The sequence below is a fragment of the Pararhizobium sp. genome, assembly GCF_965279435.1.
Taxonomy (GTDB): domain Bacteria; phylum Pseudomonadota; class Alphaproteobacteria; order Rhizobiales; family Rhizobiaceae; genus Pararhizobium.
On sequence record NZ_CBDIHY010000003.1, the window covers coordinates 2,012,233 to 2,034,018 of the forward strand.

Here is a 21,786-nt window from a genome sequence, read left to right on the forward strand (position 1 = left end):
GTATGGTTGAAGTCGTTGTGGAATTAAAGGCGAAGCTGGTCGAGATCGACGGCAAGATGCAGGAGCTACGGCGCGAGATCGCCGTCCTCGAAGCTCAGAAATCCGCATTCGAGATGGTGATCAGGGTTTATGACCCAGGTTTCAAACTGGCCGCGCCGCATTCGGCGAGGATGCGAAGCGCCTCGTCCCGCGAAACGGCGAACGGTCGCGTCACCGAGATTCTCAAGGGCAAGAACAACCGTCATATCGTACTCGACATCCTGCGCCGCGCCGAGCGCCCGGCGACGACGGCAGAGATCGCCGAGCGGTTCGCGAACGAGGCTGACCTCGGGAGCGAGGCTGCACGCTTGGAATCTGCCCTCACGAGCCGCTTCTCTGCAACGCTAAACGGCTTGGTGAAGCAGGGACTGGTTCGCCAGGCTGGCACCGCAGACGGCCGTCGCCACCTCTGGGAGATCAGCCGCTAGTCTGGCGGTTCGCCCTGTAGCCAGACCTGGTCGACGATGTTCTGGGCCGCGCACTGCCAATATCCGCAGAGGTTTCGCGACGTCGGCCTTGAGGTGATCGTTCGCAAGAGATCGGCGAACTGCCACCGTAGCCCCATATAGCGCGTATCTTCCTTCCAGGAGAGCATCGCCATGTACCAATCAAGGTACTTCGTTGAGAAGCGGTGGTTGATGCCCTTGTAGGCTTTCTCGACCCGGCTGAAGAAGCTCTCGATCACGTTCGAGTTCGTCCCGTCGTCCTCCTGGTACTGAAGGCTGTGGTTCACGCGGTGCATGGAGACAAGGCCGATAAGATCGTCGTAGGCCTTGTGCTCGTCGGCGATGAGGAGCGCCTTCGGATCGACGTGTTTGGCCACGGCCGCCCAGGCATCCTTGCCGTTCTCATCCATGATCACACGCGTCAACGTCCTGTTCGGGGCGTATTTGTTTGCCTCTCTCAGCGCGAGGACGCACATGCGCTTGCCGTTTTGATTTTCCCTCTTGCGGCCGTCCTTTCGCTCTTCCTTCTTGTTCGCCTTGCGGAGAACGCCACCGACGTACTTCCCGTCGATCTGTACCAGTCCCTGAAGCGTGACGGCACTGCGACGGAGGCCGACGGCCTCACGCAGCTTTTGCAGCAGGACGTATGCTGTCTTGTACTGGACGTTGATTTTTCGGCTCAGATGGAGCGCCGCCATGCCCTTGGCGGCCGTGATCTCCTCCCAGATCGCCATGACGATCTTCTTGAACGACAGCTTCCGATTGGCGAACACCGTCCCAGAGGTCACCGAGAACTCGGCGCGGCATTCCGGCTCCGAGCATCGGAAGCGCCGACGGCGGACGCTGTAAGGCTCCAGGCAGCCGCAGCGGGGGCAGTAAGGCTTGCCACCGTTGTCGGCCCAACGGAAATCGACGAACAAGCCGTAAGCGTCATCCTCGGTGAGCGACCAGACCTTTTCGGGGTCGAGATCGCGGCCATCCGGGCGCAGAAGTGGATGCTGTCCGAAGCCTTGCTTCGGATCAGGCCAGGCGCAACGGTCGTATTTCGAACCTCCGGTCTCCTGCAGAGAAGGGGTCGTAGGTGTTCGGCCTCAGGATGGGAATTCGCTTCTGGAGCATGTTCAAATTTCCGTTCGATACGCAGGACATAAGCGGACATCTCCGTCGGAAGGACGGATGTAAAAGGTCAGCGCTCTATTCGTATCGATCTGAACATCCAGGTCCCATACCAGGCTGAGCGGACAGAGTCGAGGATGTTTCTGTGTTCAGGGACTTGTGTAGATCGCGGTTTCAAAGCAACCATTGATGACGTGGCAAGCTACTGCCAGCAACGACCAACAAGGCCGCTCTCGATGATCAACGCTGTTCTCGCAACCTCCCGCTACCTCTGGAAAGTCACATCGGAAGCGACATGGGCAGAGGGAGCCTATTCAAAGATATTCAGACTGAGAGCAGCAGGGAACACGACTTTCGAGGCAACTCATGTTCCAACCGGCATCCACTCGCTGTTCAAAGTGGTGGAGCATGACAACCTCGGTCGTGGGTATATGATCCGCGACACAGAGGGAAAAATAAAAGGGATTATCTCGGAGCGGTCTTTAATGAACATCAAGGCCATATATTATACCCGTGGCCCATTTTTATAGCGCCAATTCGGGTACTATGCCCAATGAAACGGACACCGAAATAGACAGTTTTCATCCACAATAGGTGGTTGCGGTCAGCCACTTTGGTTCGCGGCACCCCTCAGTCTGGTTGTCTTGTGGCAACTGCTCCATAATGCCGCTTATTCGCATGCTGGCGCCGACGCTCAATCGGAGCCTTCGTAACATTCACACCGGTCACTTCGGTTGTGCTTTACATTACGAAAAAGTCGGTATTTGTTACCGCGAGCCCCGGTGTCAGTGTGGCAAAATGAACACTATCAAATGCAAGTCCAGTTCCGTCTCTATCATAATAGACCTTGCCCGTATCCGTCTCGTAGATGATGCGGTCGCTGGCATCTCCAGCATTACCGGTGCCATTTTTGGCGAATGATGCCGCCAAAAGCGTACCGTTTGTTGTCAAAGCCGTAAAAACTGCATTCTCGAGATAAACCGTATCATCAACGACAATAAAATCCGTAATTCGGTCTACATTTGTCGCCGGATTCAAGGCGGTGCTAAAGATAAAAACATCCTTACCAGCACCACCTGTGAATATATCGTTCCCTGCAAACCCCTGAATTTTGTCGTCTCCTGCGCCGCCATTGATGCCATTTGCGGCCGAGTTTCCACTCAGGTAGTCATTGAAACTGGAGCCCGAAATGTGCTCGATTGAATTGTAAGTATCGCCTGCGGCATCGCCGAAATTGGTTGAAGGGCTTGTGAGGTTTACAACTACAGCCTTCGTCGCGGACGTGTACGTGGCTCGATCTGAGCCGTTGCCACCGCTTAGAAAATCAGCGCCCGCCCCACCAATTAACGTATCGTCGCCGTCTCCCCCGAAAAGGGCATTGTTGCCCGATCCCGCATAAATCCGGTCGTTGCCGCCGCCACCAAGAACATCGCCCTGCACGGTTCCTAGACGGCCGTCAAACAGGTCGTCACCAAGCCCAAGATCGATCTTGCCAATCATTGCACCATTATTGGTAATTAGGTCCTTCGCTATCTCGGTTTGGAAATACTGTCCGTATGAAAATAATGTTCCAGATATTGTGCCCGTGTTCACGACGGTCACTGTCTCGGTGCTGTTGGAATACCTCGTAACTCCGTAGCTATCGCTCTCGATAACACCGCTGTTTTTCAACGTGGATGTCGTCGTATCATTGATACCGTAAAAGGCTATTCCGGCGACACCAGCCGCGTATATATGTCCTTTGTTCTCCACGGTCGAGTTATATGCGTAGAAGACGATTCCGCTGGATATCAGGGACCGAACGATGCCGCCCTCACCAATTGTGACTGTATGGCCAGAGGTTGTCGATGGGCCGCCCGTAAACCAAATTGCGTCGGATGCTACAGCAACCGTACCGTCAATGATTATTTTCTGGTTATTTCCACTTCCGCGAACAGCAGCAACTTGAATACTCGAACCCACATAGATGTTGTCCAGCGTTGTCAAATCTATAGTGGTATTGGTATTTGCAAAGGGAATCTGCCATGCCATCGTGATTCTCCCGTGAATGGCCTAATAAATAGGCGTGGAATTATCGAGATCTAAATGGATGAAGTTCGGTGCACTTGAGAAATTATTATCGCGCCTTAAGTGGAATTGTTGTGGGTATGTCCAATTAACCGACGCAGAGTAAGTCACGGGCGCATATACTTCAAGAAATTATTAGTGTTCGTGCACAAGCGCGACGCGCCGTCCCAACGGTTGCAACAGCTTGGCGGGTGAATTGCTGACTTTTCACTATTTAACGTACAGTGCCCTGGCGATAACGAGATCGGTCGGCGTGTCGATATCGATGGAGCGAGCCGTCGGCATCAGATAGGGCATAGCATCAAGCCACCATTGCCGGCCTGACCGTGCATAGTCTGCGCTAAACACGTAAATTGCCCCATTTGGGGAAACATAGTCGGCATCTTGCCGACGTGCAGCAAAATCGAATGCAGGCTTAACGCTGTCTCCAGCCTTGACGAAAATCCATGGTTTCGCTTCGGTGACCGATACCACTGGCTTTCCGGTTTCACGGTGCATTTCGACGCAAATACGAATATCTTCTGCGGTGCGCAATGGCGACGTTGGTTGCAGCACAACCACGGTGTCTGCAGGGGACTGGTCCAACGCATGAACTACGGCATCCATTGTGGTTGCTTCGTCGGTGCTGAGATGGGGTGGGCGAAGCCAAGGCACGGACACACCACTGGCGACCGCTATGTCAGCTATTTCTTGGCTATCCGTTGAAACGAGAACAGCGTCAAAGCAACGGCTGTCGAGTGCCGCCTCAACAGTCCAGCATATCAGCGGTTTGCCGTGAAACTCGATGATGTTCTTTCCTGGCAGACCTTTTGAGCCTCCACGGGCAGGAATGACAGCGATGGTTTTCATAAGTATTGATCTCTCATATTCAGAGCATGCCCATAAATTGCCACTTTAAACTCGGCGCTTGACCGCGCCCAACGGGTCAGTGCGAATATACAAAACAGTACATGATACCGAAACGGCTTTGCGTGATGCAAGGGCTTGCTTAAATATATGAACTATATTTCACTTGGGGAGGGAATCAGAGTAAAGAAGAGGTTAGGCATGTGTGTTAAAGACGTTCCTCGCGGAGAATTCTAGACCCAGTGAATAAGCTGAGCCCACAGAAAATCAAGATCATCACTGTTTTGATAACGAAGAATTTATCGAGCCCGGTGGCCGTGTACTCTGGGTAAATAGCACTTCTAAACCACATGATCACATGGACGAGGGGATTCCACATCATGTAATCGGAAAAGGGATGAGGCATCGAATCCGGCACAAGTATGACCCCAGAAACCATGAACAACGGTCGGTTGATCATATTGAAAATCTGTTCATACAATGAGGATGCGGCAAATAGGGCGACATTAGCCATACCAATGCCAAGCCCCATCATCGATGCCAAAGTAACTGCCTCGATCGCTGTCCATAGGTCCAAGTCGCCTATATGACGGATTTCTGTAGTACATATCGCAAGAACGACGATGGTGACGACGACCGATGTCATCAATTGAAGGATGTATCTGGCAGTCACCGCGTCAACTGGAGAAACAATAGGGTAGGAAAAAAGCTGCTTGTTCGCTTTTACAGAGGCAGCGACATAGGCAGCCATCGCCTGATAAAATGCAAACGGCAAATAGCCGGATGCGAAGAATAGCGCGAAGTCGGTTCCAAGCGGTGGTACACGAGCAAGGACCGAAAAAAGAGCGGTCATTGTCATCACATGCGCAAGCGGGTCCGCTATAGCCCATACGTAACCGCCTGGTTTGCTGCCAAACCGGGCCTCCATCTCGCGAATAACCAGTGCGGAAGTGACGCGAAAATGTTGCTTTAGAAAATACATGCGGCACCCATAACCCGTATATCTAATATTAGCAATTCGACACTCCCGCACGACAGGCGATGTCCAACTCAGCGCCTTCAAGAGTAAATGCAGGTGACCCCCAGGTAGACACCCGATGAGCCGTTGGTGATGATAATTCCTGCCGCATCGGCCGTTGATAGCCTGCAGGGTTTTGTTAGCCCAAGGCGAGGATAGCACTGCTCGGGATGCTGACCAGTCGCTGCTCGATTTCCCGAGCGACCGGCAGGGGCATGGAAGGGCTCCCTTCATACATTGGCAGGTCGCACATAAGCGTCCAGCAGGGGCGTGTCATCAGGCCTGCATCGTTCGTTGCCGCGAGGAAATCGTCGCGGATGCTGGCTTCGTCGAGTATCACTGAATTAAGCCAGTAATTGCTCTGGGTACCAGCCGGTTCGACGAAGAAGCGAAGGCCTTCGACCGACGCGAATGCGTCCCTATAGCGCGCCGCCAACCGGCGCTTGGCAGCGACGAAGGTGGGAAGCTGTTCCAGTTGAGCACAGCCCAACGCCGCGTTGAGGTTGGGCAGACGGTAGTTGTAGCCGAGTTCGTCGTGCCAGAAGGACCAACGATGTGGCCGCTTGGCTGTCGTGGTCAGGTATTTGGCACGATCGCCCAGCTGTTCGTCGTTCGTCAGGATTGCACCACCGCCACCTGTGGTGATGATCTTGTTGCCGTTGAAGCTGGTAATGCCGACCAAGCCCCGGCCGCCGAGCGGGCGTCCGTTGGACAAACTGCCGAGCGACTCCGCAGCATCCTCTACCACAGGGATACCCCATTTTTGGGTCACTTCGAGTAGCCGGTCGATAGCCACCGGATGTCCGAAGGTATGCATCGGCACGACAGCTGCAAACCGGCGGCCCGTATTGCGGTTGCGTGGCCCATGTTCGCCTGGTTCCGCGATCTCTGTGAGCCATGCGTCGAGCACGTCCGGATCGAGACCCAGTGTCTCCATCGAGCTATCGACGAAGTGGGGAACGGCACCGCAATACGCAACAGCATTCGCAGTCGCGGCAAACGTCAGTGCGGGGATAAGGACTTCGTCTCCCGGTTTTACCCCGGCGAGCATCAAGGCAATATGCAGAGCTGCTGTACCGTTGACGGCCGCTATCGCACGCCGAACCCCGAATGCTTCTGCCAGCTCTTTCTCGAAACGATCGACATAGGCGCCTACCGATGAGACCCAACCGGTGTCGAGGCAATCCTTGACATATTCCCATTCAGCGCCGGCAAAACGCGGTTCATGCAGCACAATAGATTTGCCGTCGGGCGCTGCAGCTTCGCGCAAAATTTGCACGGCACGTGTAATATCCAGGTTTGCCATCTTAGATACCGTAGGTTTCGGCCTTGTACAGGGCCAGATTGCTCGGATTGCTGAACCATTCGATTGTTTCGCGAATGCCACGCGCGAAACCCTCGTGACCCGAAAAACCGGGCTTCCAGTCGGTGAGCCGCTTGGCTTTGTCGATGCCGGCCCAAAGGCGATCGACTTCGCTCAGCTCCGGGCGCTGCCGCTGCTCTTCCGAGACGATCTGGGCGTCTACTCCCATGATTTCAATGATCGTCTTGACGGCATCTTCGATCGAGATTTCAAAGCCGCTGCCAAAATTGACAACTTCGCCCAGAACCTCGGGGCTTTCGGCCATGGCCTGGAACGCCTTGACGGTATCGGCGACGTAGGTGAAGTCCCGTGTCGGGCTGAGCTTGCCGAGGCGAACTTCCTTCTGGCCGGCCGCGAGCTGAGTGATGATTGTCGGCAGGACCGCGCGCGTTGACTGGCGTGGACCAAAGGTGTTGAACGGGCGGATCACCGTCACGGGCGTGCCGAAGGAGCGGTAGAACGATAGGGCCAGTTGGTCCGCGCCGATCTTCGATGCCGAGTAGGGAGACTGGCCCACCAGCGGGTGTTCCTCGGTGATCGGAACGAACTGGGCAGTGCCGTAGACCTCACTGGTCGAGGTGTGTACGACCCGCTCGGTTTCGAGCAGGCGTGCAGCCTGAAGCACGTTGAGCGTACCCTTGATGTTCGTGTCGATATAGGTATCGGGCGAATGATAGGAGTAGGGGATCGCGATCAATGCGGCGAGATGCAGCACGACATCGCAACCGCGCATGGCCGTCGCAACCCCGTTCGGATCGCGAATATCACCGCTGAACACCTCGAACGAATTCTTGACGTCGGGCGCAACGCGGTCAAGCCAGCCCCAGCTACCAAAGCTATTGTAGAGGCAGAAAGCCCGTACTTTCAGGCCTTGGCGCACCAGGTGTTCGACCAGGTGCGAGCCAATAAAGCCATCGGCACCGGTCACAAGAATAGTTTTCCCTGACAGGTTAGTCATTCCGGTTTGTCCTTATATGTTGGAGCGACTGCCGTCGCGGATGGTTTCGGGCCCCCCACAGCGTGGTGTTTTTCTGGGCAAGTCAATTTATGTGCAGACCTAAAAGAGCGTCGAAGTAGGATTGTTCGGCCTGCCAGTTGTGTCGGCTAGGCCAAGCGCCAACGTTAGATTTCCCATAATAGTAAGAGACTGCAGACGTGTTTTGGCCCAGCGAGTAACCCATAACTTGGTGAGGCGCTAACTGCCCCTTAGAGAGCGATGCTATCCAGGCAAGCCCGATTAATCCGGCGCTAGGGGATGCGTCAAGCGCAGCGAATAGCGTTTGGCAGAGGGCAGTTGGCAAGAGCCCTACCGGCAGGTTCATCTGCACATAAGGTTCGAGAAGTTGCAGACCGGTGGAATAGCGGTTCCTGATATTGCAGCCAGTCAGCACAATGAGGCGGTCAGGCGCCATCTCCCTTATGGGTACATGGGTCGATTCGGCGGCCCGGAACCAGATATCCGTTCGTTCTCCCTGATCTACCGATTTGGGCGCCGCAGCATGGTTGTTGAAACGGACGACCAGTTTGTGTGAGTCAATTACATTTCCGAGGCCTCGCCGCTCCAAAGAGGGGCCATTTGCGACTACTGCCACGCTACCGGCGTGCCGCTCAATTAGCTCGGCGAAAAGAGCTTCGAAACGGGACAGATGCGCGGCGACGGCGCGCGCGCGCGCGGCCTGGGGGAGAACAAGCGTTCTATTGTCCGCAGCGGTCGCCAGTATGAGATCCAAGTAGCCCATTGAAGACAGGGCTGCTGGCTTGCTTCGGCCGACCCGAGCCAGCAGGTTGAATGCATCCCTGGGATAGCCTGCATCGTTAGCCAGCGCGGCGGCTCTCAACAAAACGCGTGCTGACGTCTCTCCTTCACGGATGAGGCGAGGAAACCACTCCATCGCTACGCCAGCGCCTTTGCGCTCCCACAGCAGATTGATGAGGTAAATGAGCGCCTGCTTCGCCAAGATCGGCGGTGCTTTGGATACGATCGTTTGCAGCAGAGGTAGGGCTTCCTCAAAGGGCAGGAGCCCGAAGCGTGAGAGGCTAGCCACCTGCATCATCAATTCGGGATCGTTCGGCGTGGCTGTGAGTGCATGCCGCAGCGCGAGCGCCGCCTCTTCGAACTGGCCCTGTTCATATAGCCGCAGATATTTCTTACGTTCCTGCCGACCGGGAGCACCTTCCATCCACCAACGAACGGTTTGGCCGATCTTATGCAATCCATCTTCCAGGCCAAGTCGGCCGAGAATATGTGGGTAAGTAGGAAACATCGGGTTAGGCTATCCTGTTGCCGCCGCGAGTGCCGAAATAGTGACTACTTTCGGCGCCGCGATATTGCACAGTGACTTAATGGATGCATGGTTGAGTAGCAAGACTAAGCACTTGCTGAAAGGAACATGTGTTCGTCATGTTCGCGTCAAAACCTGCCACGCAACAACATAAAGGCCTCCGCAGCCCGCGTACCGGATGCTGCGCCGCGCGTCATGGCCAAAGCGCGAAGAGCTTCCTCGCTACGCGGAAACGGAAATTCGCCGATCTCATCTCCAAACATTGCCGTGATTCTCAGCTTTTCCTCCAGCTGTTCGCTGATGTCTATGAAGATATTGGGATTGAAGACGTCGCTTAGGAAAAGCCCTGCGTCGGTCTCGGAAAGCGTTTCGTAGACCAAAGCCCAGCGGACCGAAGGATAGCGGAACCATTTGGCGCACGCGGTTGCTGCAGCGTGCACGACGTGGTGATCGGAGTGGGCATCACCCCGATGGGGGATAAGGATCATTTCCGGCTTGATCGCTGTAACCACCTTACCTATGCCACCAATAATGTCGCCAAGAGGAAGGGTTTCGAGTTGGGCCGAGGGTAGATTCAATCGATGAACACCGGCGAAGCGGTAGGCTTTGGCGACCGCATCGATTTCGGTTTCACGGCGCATTACCTTTTCGGAAGGCCAGCCCTGCTCGGTCGTGATGCCGGTAACAATCAGCCAGTGAATTGGCCTTCCCGCCACTTGGGCGCGCAACAACAAGCCGCCGGCGCCGAGTGTTTCGTCGTCAGGATGAGGGGCGATGACCAGAATCGGGCCTTTTCCATTTTCCAGCAGCATTAGCGTATTCCCCTAACCCATTTCTTATCGAGCAGGTGTTTACCAAGCTCAACATTGCACAAGACCTCAGCTATGCGTTGCCCGGCCTCGCCGTCGCCATAGGGGGTCCGTTTTTTTGCGACCAGCGCGCGAAAGCTCTCGTCCGTCGTCGCTTTGGTAATTGCCGCTGCGATTTCCTGCGCATCGTAGTCCGTGAAAATCACATTGTCGCCATGCTCCCGGCCTCTTTGGCGTATGCCAATATTGACCACAGGCAGACCCATGCTAGGCGCTTCCAATATCCCTGCGGAGGAATTTCCGACCATCACGCGCGCGTGGCGGAGCATGTTGATAAAGGCCTTTCGCTCCAGAAAAGTAAAAGCTTTTGCTTTCGGATAGCGCGCGATCAGTTCGTCGATTTCCAAGCTGATCGCTTTGTTGCCAGGATCGGTATTCGGGGCCATGACGGCAATGTTCAATCCGCTCGCTTCAAGCACGCGGGTGATCGAGGCCATATGCGCCCTAGCTTCCGAAAAGTCGGTAATCGTCGGATGATAGAGCAGTACTGCATAGGGCTGGCCATTCCATTCGACACCGAGTGCTGCCTCGACCTCGGTTCGAGGCATGTCCGGGGTCGCATGAATCCGGTCAAGGCCCGATGCGCCGGTGACGTGAATGCGCCAAGGCTCCTCTCCGAGTTCGCGCAGGCGGCTGGCGCTGAGTTCGGTGGTTGCCATGTGTAGATGGGACATTTTGGAGACGGCGTGCCGGACGAGATTATCGACATTACCGTCATCGGCGTGATCCCCGCCGCCGACATGCACGACCGGGATGTGATGATAGATAGCAGCCAGTGCGCCAGTCATCACTTCTTCCCGATCACCCATCACGACGAGGAAGTCAGGTCTTTCGCGAGCGAAAAGATCGGTGAGACCGGTAAGCTGCAGGCCCATCCCCTTGACGCGTCCGCCAAGACCATCCGAGGCTAGGAGAGAGTCGATACGAGCGACGATACGGTGACCGTCGGCTTCAATTTGGCGGACGGAATGCCCATGTAAGCCGGTCAAATGCGCGCCGGTGACGATCACCCCCTCACTTAGGCCGGGCTGCTCACGCACAGCTGCTATGATCGGTGCCAGGATATCGTATTCGGAGCGAATCCCGGTCAGGAAGTGAACTGTTCTGGTCATATTGCTTTCGCTTAGTAGAGGTCGGAGTCCAACATGGATAGACGCCACAAGCGTGCATCCGTCAAATCGGCTGGTAAGGGCGCAAAGGTTCGGCCACCAAAATAGGTAACGGGCGCGGTTGCCTTAAAACCAGCCATTTCGAGAGCGATCCGATGATCGTCATGGGGCAAACACCATGTGGAAATCTTGGTGCGCCCGAGGGCTGCAGCGTTCGCCACGACAGTGTTTAACAATGCACGTGCCGCGACCGTGCCGCTGCATCGCAGTTCAACGAGATCAAGTATTTCTGTCCCGTAGGGCTTAGTGAACGCATAGCCCGCTATCTCAGTGCCCTCCTCCAGCACGAGGCGGGTATAGGTGTTCGCGGGATTATGGTCGATCCGCCAACGCAGAATATTCGCGTCACGATGTCCGGAGACCGGAAGCGTTGACGCTATATTCGCGAAGAAACGTCCAAACCGATCATCGATGTGGGAGGCCGTTCTTACGGCAGTGTCTGCAACGGGAACCGACTGGAGTCCACCGATGTCGAGCACTAAACTCGCGACATCACAGAAGTCGTCCCACCCAACCTTATTTCTACGTAGGGCGTGAATTGCGGTATTGGGGAACCCATAAACCGCCTTCTTCCCTCTGGATGGGAGCGTTTCATACAAGGCCTCCGCTGTTCGCTCGAACAGCTTTTGCCCCCTCCATTCTGGATGAGTCATCGTCCCAACAGACAGTCCCGCCGGATGGACGGCTCCCCCGATATTGAGCGGTGCCTGGCTTGCGGCATAGTGTCCGACAAGGATTTCGTCGTCGAAAGCAAGCATGATCATCGGATCAGCCATTGGATGATCGAGGAATCGCCAACGCCAAAACTCAATGCTCATCGGCCGGCCAAATACGCGGCAAAAGAGCGAGGTTATCGCGGCCTCGTCTCCGGGTTCATAAGGTCGAAAAGCGATCACGCCTTTTACTCCATCGAAGGAAATTGGGAGACACGGCGGGTGGCTTTGAGATACGAGCTGTCAGGTAGATCGGTAGCGACTACTGTTCCCGCTCCGACAAACGCATTGCGACCAATTCGGATATTTGGAACGATAACCGCTGCAGCTCCAACAAAGGCGTGCTCTCCGACATGCACATGTCCACATAGGACCGCCCCCGGAGCAATCATAGTTCCAGCGCCAATCCGGCAGTCATGATCTACTTGGGCTCCAGTATTGATGATAGCCGCTGGACCAATCACACAGTCGGCCTGGATGATAGCACCCGCCATGACGACCGCTCCAGCATTCACTTGCGCGGACGGTGAAACGACGGCTGACGGGTGGATTAGTGACGGAACGCGGGCCCCTAGAGCCGCTAATCTAACAAACTCACGCCAACGAATTTCATCCTTTCCAATAGCGGGAAACATGTCGTTTCGCTCTACCCACGAGGAATCCGCGCACAAATCAATTCCGTCACCGAGGACGGGAGCACCGAGATTTTCGGCACCTCGCTGGTCGGCCGGTGCCAGAAAGCCCGTTACATGCCACCCAATTAGACGTGCGAGTTCGGCGACAACCTTGGCATGACCGCCAGCTCCCAAAATGATCAATCGGCCAGGGTTACTCATGCTAGATCCTCAAGCGTGAGTAAGGTATTTGCAACGACAGGGCGGCCCAAAACACGACCGCGGAGCATGCCCTCTAGGCGAGGGGGCAAGCCGGTACCAGGACGTAACAAGGTGAGGTCGTCGATGGTAAGTGTGTAACCGGCTGGCAAGTCTCGGTTGACGGCGACACTCCGCCGCCCGAGTTGCCTTGCAGAGATTTCACAGGGCTGGGGAGCTTTAACAGAACTGCCTAGTGCTTTTTCCACACCGCGAATGCCAGCAACCATTGCCGCGAATTCATGGGGTTCTAGCGACGCCTTATGATCTGGTCCCGGGAGATTACGATCGAGAGTGATGTGTTTTTCGATGACACTCGCGCCGAGAGCCACGGCCGCAATGGAAACTGCTATGCCGTCAGAGTGATCGGAATAGCCGACAGGCAATCCCATGATGCCGGAAAGCGCGGGAATGACCCGAAGGTGGAGTTCGTCGAGTGGCGCGGGATAACAACTCGTGCAATGCAAGAGAGCAATATCCTCACTGCCAGCTTCACGCAGAGTGTTGACGCCAAAAGCGACTTCCTCCATGTCGCACATGCCAGTCGATAAAATGACTGGGCGCCGCTTAGCCCCCATGTAAGCTAAGTAAGACTGCGAGACGCAATCAGGCGAGGGGACCTTAAAAGCTGGTACATCAAGCCGGTCAAGCATGTCGATGCTTTCCAGATCAAAAGGCGAGGAAAGGAATATGATTCCATCAGCACGGCATTGCTCCAAGAGCCGGAGGTGCGCCAATTCATCAAGCTCAAGGGCTGCCAGCAGTGCATGTTGATCTGTCTGGGAGGTATTGGCCTTCTGATAGGCAGCTGTTGGCGTCGCGCGAACCACTAGCTGGTCCGCACGGAATGTTTGAAACTTCACCGCATCGGCCCCGGCAGCGCGCGCGGCATCAACGAGTTTGGCAGCTAACTGCGGATCGCCGTTATGGTTGACGCCAATCTCTGCAATGATGAAGCAGGGGTTGTTGCCACCAATAATCTTATCGGCAATTGAGAATGTTTTGGTCATACTAGATACTCGCGAAATGGAGCGGTTACGAAAAGTGTGGACGGTAGCTCATCACTAGTGCGGATGCCCTGAGGGCCTTTGGCGACAACGTCATCGACGATGGCAGCAAGACGACTGAACGTGGAATTGTCGAATAGTTCCGGATTGGCTTCCTTGAAATTGGTAACCCAAGTCGTTCCCGTAGGGCCGGCAAGCAACACATCAGAGACCAACTCTGAAATCTTGCCACTATCAGTGCAAAACGGAACACCTAAGACCTCGTGCCAAGGCATGGGATATTCTATCCCATCTAGGCTAACAATAGCGACATTGCGCTCCAATATCGCAGCCTCTATCGCGGTTGTACTATAGCAGGTCAAGACTACCTCGCTTGCAATCAATAGGTCCTTTATGTCGACGTCCGCTACATAGCAAAGGTTACCGGCATTTTCGTCTGCGATTATCTGACGGTAACGTTCGATGTGGCCAGGACCCTCCTCTGGGTGTCTCTTAAGAATGACGCGCACCGGCATATCCAGAGCCTTCGCTGCGCGAATAATCATCCGCCAAACGGCCAAAATATGTTCCGCAGGCATTGGTTGAGTAGCAAAGGCTATGATAGGCGGATCGCCCTCATGGAGTCCGATTTTCTTGCGGGCTTCTTTACGTGAATCGAGCGGGCTATAATCAGTGGGCCGCATTATCCGTGGTGAGCCAAACGTGTAGCAGCGACCATGGGGAATTCCAAAATGACGGTCGTATTCCTCCGCAAAATAGTCTGAATAGACGGCCGCATAGTCGCTGAGTACTGTGCCATAGCGGCAGTAGGCGGCAGTTAGGCAGTGCGGTTCAATCGCAATGGAGGGGATGCCAACGGCGCGAGCTATTGTCGCGAATTGTGCGTTGCGAGGCGAACGGATCGGGGAAATAGCGATCGCGGAATAGTTTTGATCGACAAGATGCGTGGCAATTGCGCGCGCATTGCCCATTACGTGCAGGACCGTTTCAGGCAAACCTTCTGTGAGCATGCAATCGAGTGTCGTCCTGAAGGACAAATCTCCATTGTGAGACAGAAACAGTCGTCGGGTGGCGTCTGCTACTGCCGGGAGGAACACATCGGAAAACTCCTTGGCGATAACTTTACTGGGTACTTTGGCTGACACCTTAATCAGCCCCAGGCTCCTGCCTTCCTGTGGGCCGCTTAAATAAGGGTCCTTTTGAGCGCTCCTAATTGCCTTTTGTAGATTAGCTGGGTTCCCTTGTGTAGCCAAGATGTCAACATCAAACCGCTCGTTCAAGTGTGTGGCGATTTGCACGGATGTTCCCATATATGCGCGCGAATCGTGAGCAACAAATGCGATATTTTTCCGGGCCTTCAAATCGCTTCTCGTCGTTTTTCCGTTAGATTTCGCAGCGGACTCCAGATATTCTTTAACTTTCGCGGAAGGTTCGAGGTCAGCATTTATTTCAATTAGATCTTCCTTTGCGGCAATCTCTCCAAGAATTGGATCCCGACTACCGACGGTGGCGCGGCGTTGCATCTCGGCAATACGAGAAGAGAACTTGGTCGCGGTCTTGATTTTTTGCGTCCGGCAACATCCTTTGATGCGCGAACTTTGCCAGAGGATTGGATCAGAGAAAAAGAAGCGATAAAGCTCGAAACTTTCTCCGAAAGATACAACGACGCTATCAAAGGCTGGATCGATTACCGCTTGATACACGGCTTCGATACGCAGCGCCTTGAAGAACAGTTTATCACTGAGTTCGAGGGTAAGGTCTTTGTCAAAATCCCGAATGCCAGGAACGAATTGTTCAAGCCAGGGGGAGTTTTCGATGAAGCTCTTGCTTAAAGCCTCCGCCGCCTCAAGCGTTTTCCTATGTATATCAAAGTATTGCTGTTGAAAGCGGTCGATTCGTGAGCGTCCATGTTCCACTGCGATCTCGATGCCCGGAAGAACGGCCTGAACCGTCTCAAGGTCGATCCGGCCATATAGGTCCCCATATTGGAGAAGCGTAACTCTCTCCGCCCCTGTAGCGAGGCTTTTGATTGCCGCAGGTGAAAGTTTTTCGTCCATCAAAATGAGACGACTTTTGCATTGTCCTGGAAGCATATTGTCAGGTGACCAGGACTTAGCAGGCGAAGTCTCAAAAAGGTATCGCGGCGCAAGCGAATGAACCAGCGAATTCCAGTCGACAAATGAAACTGGGTGAGCATTGTCCTTGAACTCGGCAACAACTCCGAGAGCCAGTTCGATATCACCTCGTTCAAGAAGGGCTGACACGAGTGCGATTGACCTATCAGTGTTCCTTTTGGCTGTGGCCGAGATGGCAGTGATCGAGGCCGAGAGCGCGTCGGTACTTGGGTAGTGTGCACCAGTCGCGACCAGGGTTATGGCGTAGTCCAATGCTCTTGGCTTCGCTGTCAGATAGTCAAATACAAAAGAATCAGCGGCTTCTTGGCCAAACCGCGCGACAATTTGTTTATGGAGCCATAGTATGCGCGCTTTTGTTCGGCGCACTATTGGAGAAAAGGTAAAGTATTTCTGCGTAAATCGTGGTCCAAATAGCCTTAGAAATAAATAAAGTGAGATGTGAGAAAAGTCCCGCTCGATTTTCTCGGCGTAGTTGATAAATTCTTTCAAAGAACGCATTCTTTTATTGCACCTTTTGAGGCTTTAGCACCATGGATGCGAGATCCTACGAGATAGGGATCGAGTAACGATGAAGTGCATTTAAGAACCGAATATTTTCGCTACTTCGCTGCGAGCTCGTTCCAAATCGGCGACCTGACCAATGTCGCACCAGTACTCCCGCAATGGAAATACCGCAGCAGCGCTAGGGTTCTTCTGCATCAGGTTATCGAAAAGGGAAGGCATGTCGAAATATCCGCTTTCGGGCAACAAATCCAAAATCGATGCGTCGAGTACATAAATGCCGCTGTTGACATAGTGCTGATGCAGGGGTTTTTCTTCGATACCAATAAAGCGTCCGTCAGTTTGTGCCACCACACCATAAGGTACTTGAACAGTGTATTCTCGGAGACACATGGTTGCATCGGCACCCGTTTCAAGATGGTAGTCTGCGATAGCAGCGAAATTCGCCGCAGTTAGAAGATCGCCATTCATGACTATAAAAGGCCCCCGAACGTTGCTCGGAAGTAGGCGAAGGCTGCCAGCTGTGCCCAACCGCTCCGTCTCCTCAAGGTATGCGATTTCCGCACCGAACAGTTTTCCGTCGCCGAAATATTCCTTGATGACGTGCGACATGTAGTTGACTGAAATATAGAAACGTTTGAATCCCTGACTCACAAAACGCCTTATAATGTGTTCAAGGATTGGTCGTCCACCAACGTCGATCATTGGTTTGGGAAGATTATCGGTAAAGGGGCGCAGCCTGGTTCCTAGGCCGCCCGCCATCAAAACCACCGGGATTTCATGATGGAACGGGGTGGCGACTAGGTCTTCGGCCCGAAACAATCCTACTAAGAGTCCTTTATCGTCAACCACAGGCAACCGGCTGATTCGATCATGGTTAAGCGTTCTTACTATCTCCTCAAACGTTGCAGAAATCCTGCATACCTTCGGCTGGGTATTGATAATCTGCGAGGCCGGGCTGGCCAGATCAATTCCTCGAAGGATGGCCCTTCTTACATCGCCGTCGGTTATCACGCCCAGTAATCGCCCATCGTTGTCGACGGCAATTGTGATTTGTTGTGCTCCGGCATCAATTATGCGGATAGCATCCAGTATGCTCGCATTTTCGGGGACAAGTATCCGTTCGATTGGATGCAGAACCGGCTTTAGAGAAATTTCTTCTCGCATCAGATCCTCTGACAAATGATGACGCTTCAACAGAAACGACACTTTAAATCCGCGATGGAGCCGAATCCGAAGATTCCTTGGCTTCACGCTATGGGCCGTGCAACAGTCTCATCACTCGGCGCTTCTAGGTGCTCGAAGGTACCTTTACCCTCAAGCAGGCAAGTCATATGGTGAGAAGTGAATAGATGCAAGCTGAACTGACGAGCAGGCTTTTCGATTGTGCAATTCCAGGTCGGCGGTGGGCTTGCGGAGGTCATTGGAGGTTTCTGGCAAGTCTTGTATCTTTGAATTGATAACGGCGCACTGTTTTGGCTCGGAATGTCTACTCTGCCGAGGCGCTGGTATCCAAAGGCGATTCAGAAATTTCGGGAAGAACAGTGTTTCGCAATTCCTGTAGACGCAGCAGAACAGCCTCAAAGCTAGAGGGCGCTCCCGATATCGGGTCAAAATATCGAGGATAGAGTAGATAGCTCGCAGCAAAAATCTCGTCGATGCTCAACTTTCTGACACGTCTCTCGTTTTTCTGGCGGTCGTCGGTTGCGCCCCAGCCAGCATAAAACGGTGAGCCACAACAGGTAACAGTTATGCCACGCAACAACCCCTCAAACCCCATAAGTGAGGTAATGGTGTATATGTGGTCAACCGTTTCAAAAACATCGGCCGGCGCTATATCCTCCTTCAATATATCACAAATTGCCGAAACGTCCTCGGGGTTTGATACTCCAGGTCGCGTGCCGTGCAACACTTCTGGATGCGGTTTGTAAATGATCTGGGCATCTGGATTCTCGACGGCTGCCAAGCGCACGAGATCATTGTTGTTTATCGCACGATCGCAGCCCATGAGAATGGACGCATCAGTTTCGACCTGCCCCACCACCAAGATACGCTTTTTGTTTTTCGCACCGTAAAATGAGCTTTGGCCATTCTTTCCGAGGTTGTACTTACTAATGCGGTTCGAGAGGATGAGTTGAATGCCGAGCTTGGCTCTTTCCATCAGTTCCCTATCGCTAGCGAAGTCGTAGGTGCATAGGATTGTTTCGAGATCGGAGGGTTTAGTCGCGTCAAAATACAAGGTCTTGGAATCGACGGTCAGGGAGGCGGGAGCACTCCCATATGCCCCAAGTGCGATGGAGCGCACAAACCCGTCTTCAATGTGACGAAATGGAATACCGAAGATCTTGCAGAAGGTTTTCAGAAATTTCGGATATTTGAAGCCCCAGACGTACACCTCCGCCCTTCGCGTCATTAGTATTCGAATCAGCCACCAACCAAGGAGAATATCTTTCGTCTTTCGGCCGACTACGACGCAATGGCGATCCGGAAACCATGCCTGCAAATAGTCCTTCCAAGGGGCAAAGCCGAAGAAAAATGCGTTGATCATCCGCAGAGCCTAAATCTGCGGCGCAACAAAAGTCAATCGTACCGATCGTCGCGGACTCTTGCCTAGCTGTAACTGCTAGCTCATTAGGGACCGCCTTGGCAGGCGCACCGCTCGTTGAAGTCGTCGCATATGAGCACGGTGTGACCGGCAGAAGGAATGGTAATCCCCCCGCCAATTAACGGGGCTCGTCAGTAGAATTCACGCGGCTATTTTCAGTTTCTGTGCGGGTGTGATGCCGCCGATGCCCATATTGGGCCGTTCATTGTTGTACGTCCATAGCCACTGCGTGGCGAATTCCTGTGCCTCCTCGATACTTTCAATGATGTATTGGTCGAGCCATTCATGTCGGACGGCGCGGTTGTAGCGCTCGACATAGGCATTCTGTTGCGGCTTTCCGGGCTGGATGTGGCTCAAGGCAATTCCTTGCGTTTCGGCCCATCCCATCAATTTGCCACTGACATATTCAGGTCCATTATCCACACGAATGGCGAACGGTTTGCCGCGCCACTCGATGATCTGGTTCAGACTGCGGATGACGCGTTCAGCAGGCAGCGAAAAATCCACCTCGATGCCCAACCCCTCGCGGTTGAAGTCGTCCAAGACATTCAACAGCTGGAATTGCCTACCGTCTTCCAAACGATCCGCCATGAAATCCATGGACCAAACCAGGTTCGGTGCTTCCGGCACGGTCAAGGCATCGGGCTTGTCCCGCTTCAAACGCTTGCGTGGCTTGATCCTGAGGTTCAATTCCAGCTCGCGGTAGATGCGGTACACACGCTTGTGGTTCCAGCGATGTCCCCGGACATTGCGCAGGGAAAGAAAGCACAGGTCGAAGCCCCAGGTCTTCTTCGCCCTCGTCAGCCCGATCAGGAGATCGGCGATCTCAGCGCAAACGCAGTTTGTCGCCGTGCTCGTTCTCGTCGTTCAGCTTTGCGCTGTAACGATAACATGTCTCGCTGACATCGAAGGTACGGCAGGCCAACGCAATGCTGACCCCACGTAGCGCCACTGCTTTCCCAGCCATCCCTTGGCCGACAGGCAAATGCTTGCATTTGCCGTAAGGCTCCCGGCGTGTAGATGGCCGCGTCATTTTTTTCCAAGAGCCTCCTTCAGAAGATCGGCCTGCATGCTCATCTCGGCATACATCTTCTTCAGCCGACGGTTCTCGTCCTCCAGGGCCTTCATCTGGCTGATCATCGAGGCGTCCATGCCGCCGTATTTGGATTGCCATTTGTAAAAGGACGCTGTGCTCATTCCGTGTTCCCGGCATAGCCCGGGCACGGGGACCCCACCTTCTGCCTGGCGAAGGATTGCAAGGATTTGTGGCTCGCTGAATCTGCTCGCGTCATCAAAATCTCCTCGAGCATATTGCCGAGAAAATTCTACTTTTGAAGCCCGCTAAAATTGCCGGGGGATTACTATCTGATCTCTGTCGAGCGACGGTTGAAAGGTGAAATCGAAGCCGGTCGGCGTTTTGATGGTCGCCAGGCGTCCCATCCGAAGGGCGGTCTTTATGCGACTGTTCTCCCGCTGTGTCGACTCTTCGGAAGGAGGGGTGTCGATTGCTTCGAGAGCCGATAGTTCACCCTGTTCCAATCGACGGACAACATGGTCGAGTGTTTCAAGGGCACGCGGCATCTTCAAGCCGACAAGATCATGACGAATGCGGTCGATTATCGATGGCACGGGCTCAAGAGCGGTGCTCATGTGCGGTTCTCCTGCGCCATGGCTCGGGCGACAGCGTCATAGAAGGCAAGCGGTCGCTGTATGACTCTGTGTCCAGATCCATGAAGAATGATCTCATCTTGATTGACGTGCGGTCGCGATTGCGGCTGTGAGCGAAGCGTTCTGTGACCGGGTTCGACGCGGCGCTGATGACGCCCCTCCAACGCTGGATGCACAGCAATGAGGGGGCCGGCCTCGAAGATCTGAACTTCGTTGGCCAGAGTATGAACCTCGACAAGCCGCCTTCTGGTGGCGTCAGGCACGCTGTAGGCGTTTGCGCCGACGCTGACCATTCCGTCTTGAGAGATTCTACGCTCCAGTCTCAATACGGATCGGATCGGATCGGATCGGAGCCAGAGGCAAAGGCAAAGGCCGTAAATGATGACGCTCCTCGGCGAAGGCCTCCATGAGGACACGCTGGGTTGTGGCGTGCACACGCGGATTGGCATCCGTATCAAGCCAATACCGCAGTTGGCTGTTAAGATCGTCGAGGTTGCGAAACGAGCGTGCCAGGAAGAAGTCTTCCCGGATATAGCGGAATGGCCGCTCGACCTTTTCCCTTGCTCTTGGCGCGATATGCTTTGCAGGCCTTTGGATGAAAGCCGTAATGGCGGGCAAGATCTAGCAGAGCGCGGTTATAAACAATGCCACCGGTTTCCCCTTCGCCGATGACCGCAGTCTTCATTCGATCGTAAAGTATCTCGCGCGGAGCACCGCCAATAGTATCGAATGCGGCGACATGGGCATCGCAGCACCGTCGGCAGATCCTGATGCATAGCGAAACGAGTCCAGATGAGACGGCTGTGGCCCAACGCCATGGAAAAGAGCCAGACGATCCTTGGCGTTGAAGGCTCATCGGTGAAGATGACCTGAAACTGGGCGAAATCCACAATATATTTGCGGATTGTCTTGCGATCGACGTTGGTCTGTCTGGCGATCGCCGAAACCGGCAACCCCTTGCCTGTGTAAATCTAAAATCATGACTATCTCCCCGAGTTTGATCACCGACATTCCCCTCTCGACCATCGAGAGCAGTATCGGTGACAACGCTAAACTGGGGAAGATTCAAA

17 protein-coding genes and 3 pseudogenes are annotated in these 21,786 nt (G+C 54.1%); 2 read left to right on the forward strand and 18 right to left on the reverse strand.

Annotated features, from left to right (window positions below):
* The first annotated feature begins 2 nt into the window (after positions 1 to 2).
* Positions 3 to 467, forward strand: coding sequence for a hypothetical protein (locus tag ACQY8Q_RS15340; protein WP_428427358.1), 465 nt, complete (start codon positions 3 to 5; stop codon positions 465 to 467).
* Here the strand turns inward: ACQY8Q_RS15340 and ACQY8Q_RS15345 are convergent.
* Positions 464 to 1,405 carry an IS1595 family transposase gene (locus ACQY8Q_RS15345; protein WP_428427359.1) on the reverse strand — a complete coding sequence of 314 codons (942 nt, stop codon included), beginning with the start codon at positions 1,403 to 1,405 and terminating at the stop codon, positions 464 to 466. The genes ACQY8Q_RS15340 and ACQY8Q_RS15345 overlap by 4 nt on opposite strands.
* A gap of 432 nt (positions 1,406 to 1,837) precedes the next feature.
* On the opposite strand from ACQY8Q_RS15345, the gene ACQY8Q_RS15350 reads away from it, so the two are divergent.
* The gene (locus ACQY8Q_RS15350; protein ID WP_428427360.1) at positions 1,838 to 2,131 is read left to right on the forward strand and encodes a hypothetical protein; all 294 of its coding nucleotides are present in this window, start codon (positions 1,838 to 1,840) and stop codon (positions 2,129 to 2,131) included.
* A 211-nt stretch (positions 2,132 to 2,342) separates the two neighbouring features.
* On the opposite strand, the gene ACQY8Q_RS15355 is transcribed toward ACQY8Q_RS15350, so the two are convergent.
* The 17 genes and pseudogenes from ACQY8Q_RS15355 to istA form a co-directional block, all read right to left on the reverse strand.
* Entirely contained in the window at positions 2,343 to 3,632 is a 1,290-nt protein-coding gene (locus tag ACQY8Q_RS15355; RefSeq protein WP_428427361.1) for a calcium-binding protein, read from the reverse strand.
* A gap of 246 nt (positions 3,633 to 3,878) precedes the next feature.
* Complete coding sequence (locus ACQY8Q_RS15360; RefSeq protein WP_428427362.1) at positions 3,879 to 4,517, reverse strand: cytidylyltransferase domain-containing protein; 639 nt, start codon at positions 4,515 to 4,517, stop codon at positions 3,879 to 3,881.
* 205 nt (positions 4,518 to 4,722) lie between these two features.
* Positions 4,723 to 5,496: an ABC transporter permease gene (locus tag ACQY8Q_RS15365; RefSeq protein WP_428427363.1), complete on the reverse strand. Its 774-nt coding sequence runs from the start codon at positions 5,494 to 5,496 to the stop codon at positions 4,723 to 4,725.
* A gap of 175 nt (positions 5,497 to 5,671) precedes the next feature.
* Complete coding sequence (locus ACQY8Q_RS15370) at positions 5,672 to 6,811, reverse strand: LegC family aminotransferase (protein ID WP_428427364.1); 1,140 nt, start codon at positions 6,809 to 6,811, stop codon at positions 5,672 to 5,674.
* 28 nt (positions 6,812 to 6,839) lie between these two features.
* Entirely contained in the window at positions 6,840 to 7,853 is a 1,014-nt protein-coding gene (locus ACQY8Q_RS15375) for an NAD-dependent 4,6-dehydratase LegB (protein ID WP_428427365.1), read from the reverse strand.
* Positions 7,854 to 7,935: 82 nt separating this feature from the next.
* Entirely contained in the window at positions 7,936 to 9,159 is a 1,224-nt protein-coding gene (locus tag ACQY8Q_RS15380; protein WP_428427366.1) for a glycosyltransferase family 29 protein, read from the reverse strand.
* Between the two features lie 146 nt (positions 9,160 to 9,305).
* Positions 9,306 to 9,989, reverse strand: a complete 684-nt coding sequence (locus ACQY8Q_RS15385) for a PIG-L deacetylase family protein (protein WP_428427367.1) — start codon at positions 9,987 to 9,989, stop codon at positions 9,306 to 9,308.
* On the reverse strand, positions 9,989 to 11,158 hold the full coding sequence (neuC, locus tag ACQY8Q_RS15390) for a UDP-N-acetylglucosamine 2-epimerase (protein WP_428427368.1): 1,170 nt from the start codon (positions 11,156 to 11,158) through the stop codon (positions 9,989 to 9,991). The genes ACQY8Q_RS15385 and neuC overlap by 1 nt, the downstream gene beginning before the upstream one ends.
* 11 nt (positions 11,159 to 11,169) lie before the next feature.
* The gene (locus ACQY8Q_RS15395) at positions 11,170 to 12,111 is read right to left on the reverse strand and encodes a GNAT family N-acetyltransferase (protein ID WP_428427369.1); all 942 of its coding nucleotides are present in this window, start codon (positions 12,109 to 12,111) and stop codon (positions 11,170 to 11,172) included.
* A 5-nt stretch (positions 12,112 to 12,116) separates the two neighbouring features.
* Positions 12,117 to 12,764, reverse strand: a complete 648-nt coding sequence (locus ACQY8Q_RS15400; protein ID WP_428427370.1) for an acetyltransferase — start codon at positions 12,762 to 12,764, stop codon at positions 12,117 to 12,119.
* Positions 12,761 to 13,810, reverse strand: a complete 1,050-nt coding sequence (locus tag ACQY8Q_RS15405; RefSeq protein WP_428427371.1) for an N-acetylneuraminate synthase family protein — start codon at positions 13,808 to 13,810, stop codon at positions 12,761 to 12,763. The genes ACQY8Q_RS15400 and ACQY8Q_RS15405 overlap by 4 nt, the downstream gene beginning before the upstream one ends.
* On the reverse strand, positions 13,807 to 16,440 hold the full coding sequence (locus ACQY8Q_RS15410) for a CDP-glycerol glycerophosphotransferase family protein (RefSeq protein WP_428427372.1): 2,634 nt from the start codon (positions 16,438 to 16,440) through the stop codon (positions 13,807 to 13,809). Before ACQY8Q_RS15410 ends, ACQY8Q_RS15405 begins: the two co-directional genes overlap by 4 nt.
* Before the next feature lie 81 nt (positions 16,441 to 16,521).
* On the reverse strand, positions 16,522 to 17,652 hold the full coding sequence (locus ACQY8Q_RS15415) for a nucleotidyltransferase family protein (RefSeq protein WP_428427373.1): 1,131 nt from the start codon (positions 17,650 to 17,652) through the stop codon (positions 16,522 to 16,524).
* A gap of 280 nt (positions 17,653 to 17,932) precedes the next feature.
* Positions 17,933 to 18,991, reverse strand: coding sequence for a capsular polysaccharide biosynthesis protein (locus ACQY8Q_RS15420; RefSeq protein WP_428427374.1), 1,059 nt, complete (start codon positions 18,989 to 18,991; stop codon positions 17,933 to 17,935).
* 198 nt (positions 18,992 to 19,189) lie between these two features.
* Positions 19,190 to 20,311: pseudogene (locus ACQY8Q_RS15425) on the reverse strand (IS3 family transposase).
* A gap of 99 nt (positions 20,312 to 20,410) precedes the next feature.
* A pseudogene (locus ACQY8Q_RS15430) lies at positions 20,411 to 20,698 on the reverse strand (ATP-binding protein); the annotation flags it as partial.
* A pseudogene (gene istA / locus ACQY8Q_RS15435) lies at positions 20,695 to 21,721 on the reverse strand (IS21 family transposase). The pseudogenes ACQY8Q_RS15430 and istA, both read right to left, overlap by 4 nt.
* Positions 21,722 to 21,786 lie beyond the last annotated feature (65 nt).

Coding starts and splice junctions, on each gene's coding strand:
- neuC (WP_428427368.1), bottom strand. CDS start 11,158: ATGACCAGAACAGTTCACTTCCTGACCGGGATTCGCTCCGAATACGAT.
- ACQY8Q_RS15360 (WP_428427362.1), bottom strand. CDS start 4,517: ATGAAAACCATCGCTGTCATTCCTGCCCGTGGAGGCTCAAAAGGTCTG.
- ACQY8Q_RS15400 (WP_428427370.1), bottom strand. CDS start 12,764: ATGAGTAACCCTGGCCGATTGATCATTTTGGGAGCTGGCGGTCATGCC.
- ACQY8Q_RS15405 (WP_428427371.1), bottom strand. CDS start 13,810: ATGACCAAAACATTCTCAATTGCCGATAAGATTATTGGTGGCAACAAC.
- ACQY8Q_RS15375 (WP_428427365.1), bottom strand. CDS start 7,853: ATGACTAACCTGTCAGGGAAAACTATTCTTGTGACCGGTGCCGATGGC.
- ACQY8Q_RS15420 (WP_428427374.1), bottom strand. CDS start 18,991: ATGATCAACGCATTTTTCTTCGGCTTTGCCCCTTGGAAGGACTATTTG.
- ACQY8Q_RS15350 (WP_428427360.1), top strand. CDS start 1,838: ATGATCAACGCTGTTCTCGCAACCTCCCGCTACCTCTGGAAAGTCACA.
- ACQY8Q_RS15385 (WP_428427367.1), bottom strand. CDS start 9,989: ATGCTGCTGGAAAATGGAAAAGGCCCGATTCTGGTCATCGCCCCTCAT.
- ACQY8Q_RS15355 (WP_428427361.1), bottom strand. CDS start 3,632: ATGGCATGGCAGATTCCCTTTGCAAATACCAATACCACTATAGATTTG.
- ACQY8Q_RS15380 (WP_428427366.1), bottom strand. CDS start 9,159: ATGTTTCCTACTTACCCACATATTCTCGGCCGACTTGGCCTGGAAGAT.
- ACQY8Q_RS15340 (WP_428427358.1), top strand. CDS start 3: ATGGTTGAAGTCGTTGTGGAATTAAAGGCGAAGCTGGTCGAGATCGAC.
- ACQY8Q_RS15365 (WP_428427363.1), bottom strand. CDS start 5,496: ATGTATTTTCTAAAGCAACATTTTCGCGTCACTTCCGCACTGGTTATT.
- ACQY8Q_RS15410 (WP_428427372.1), bottom strand. CDS start 16,440: ATGCGTTCTTTGAAAGAATTTATCAACTACGCCGAGAAAATCGAGCGG.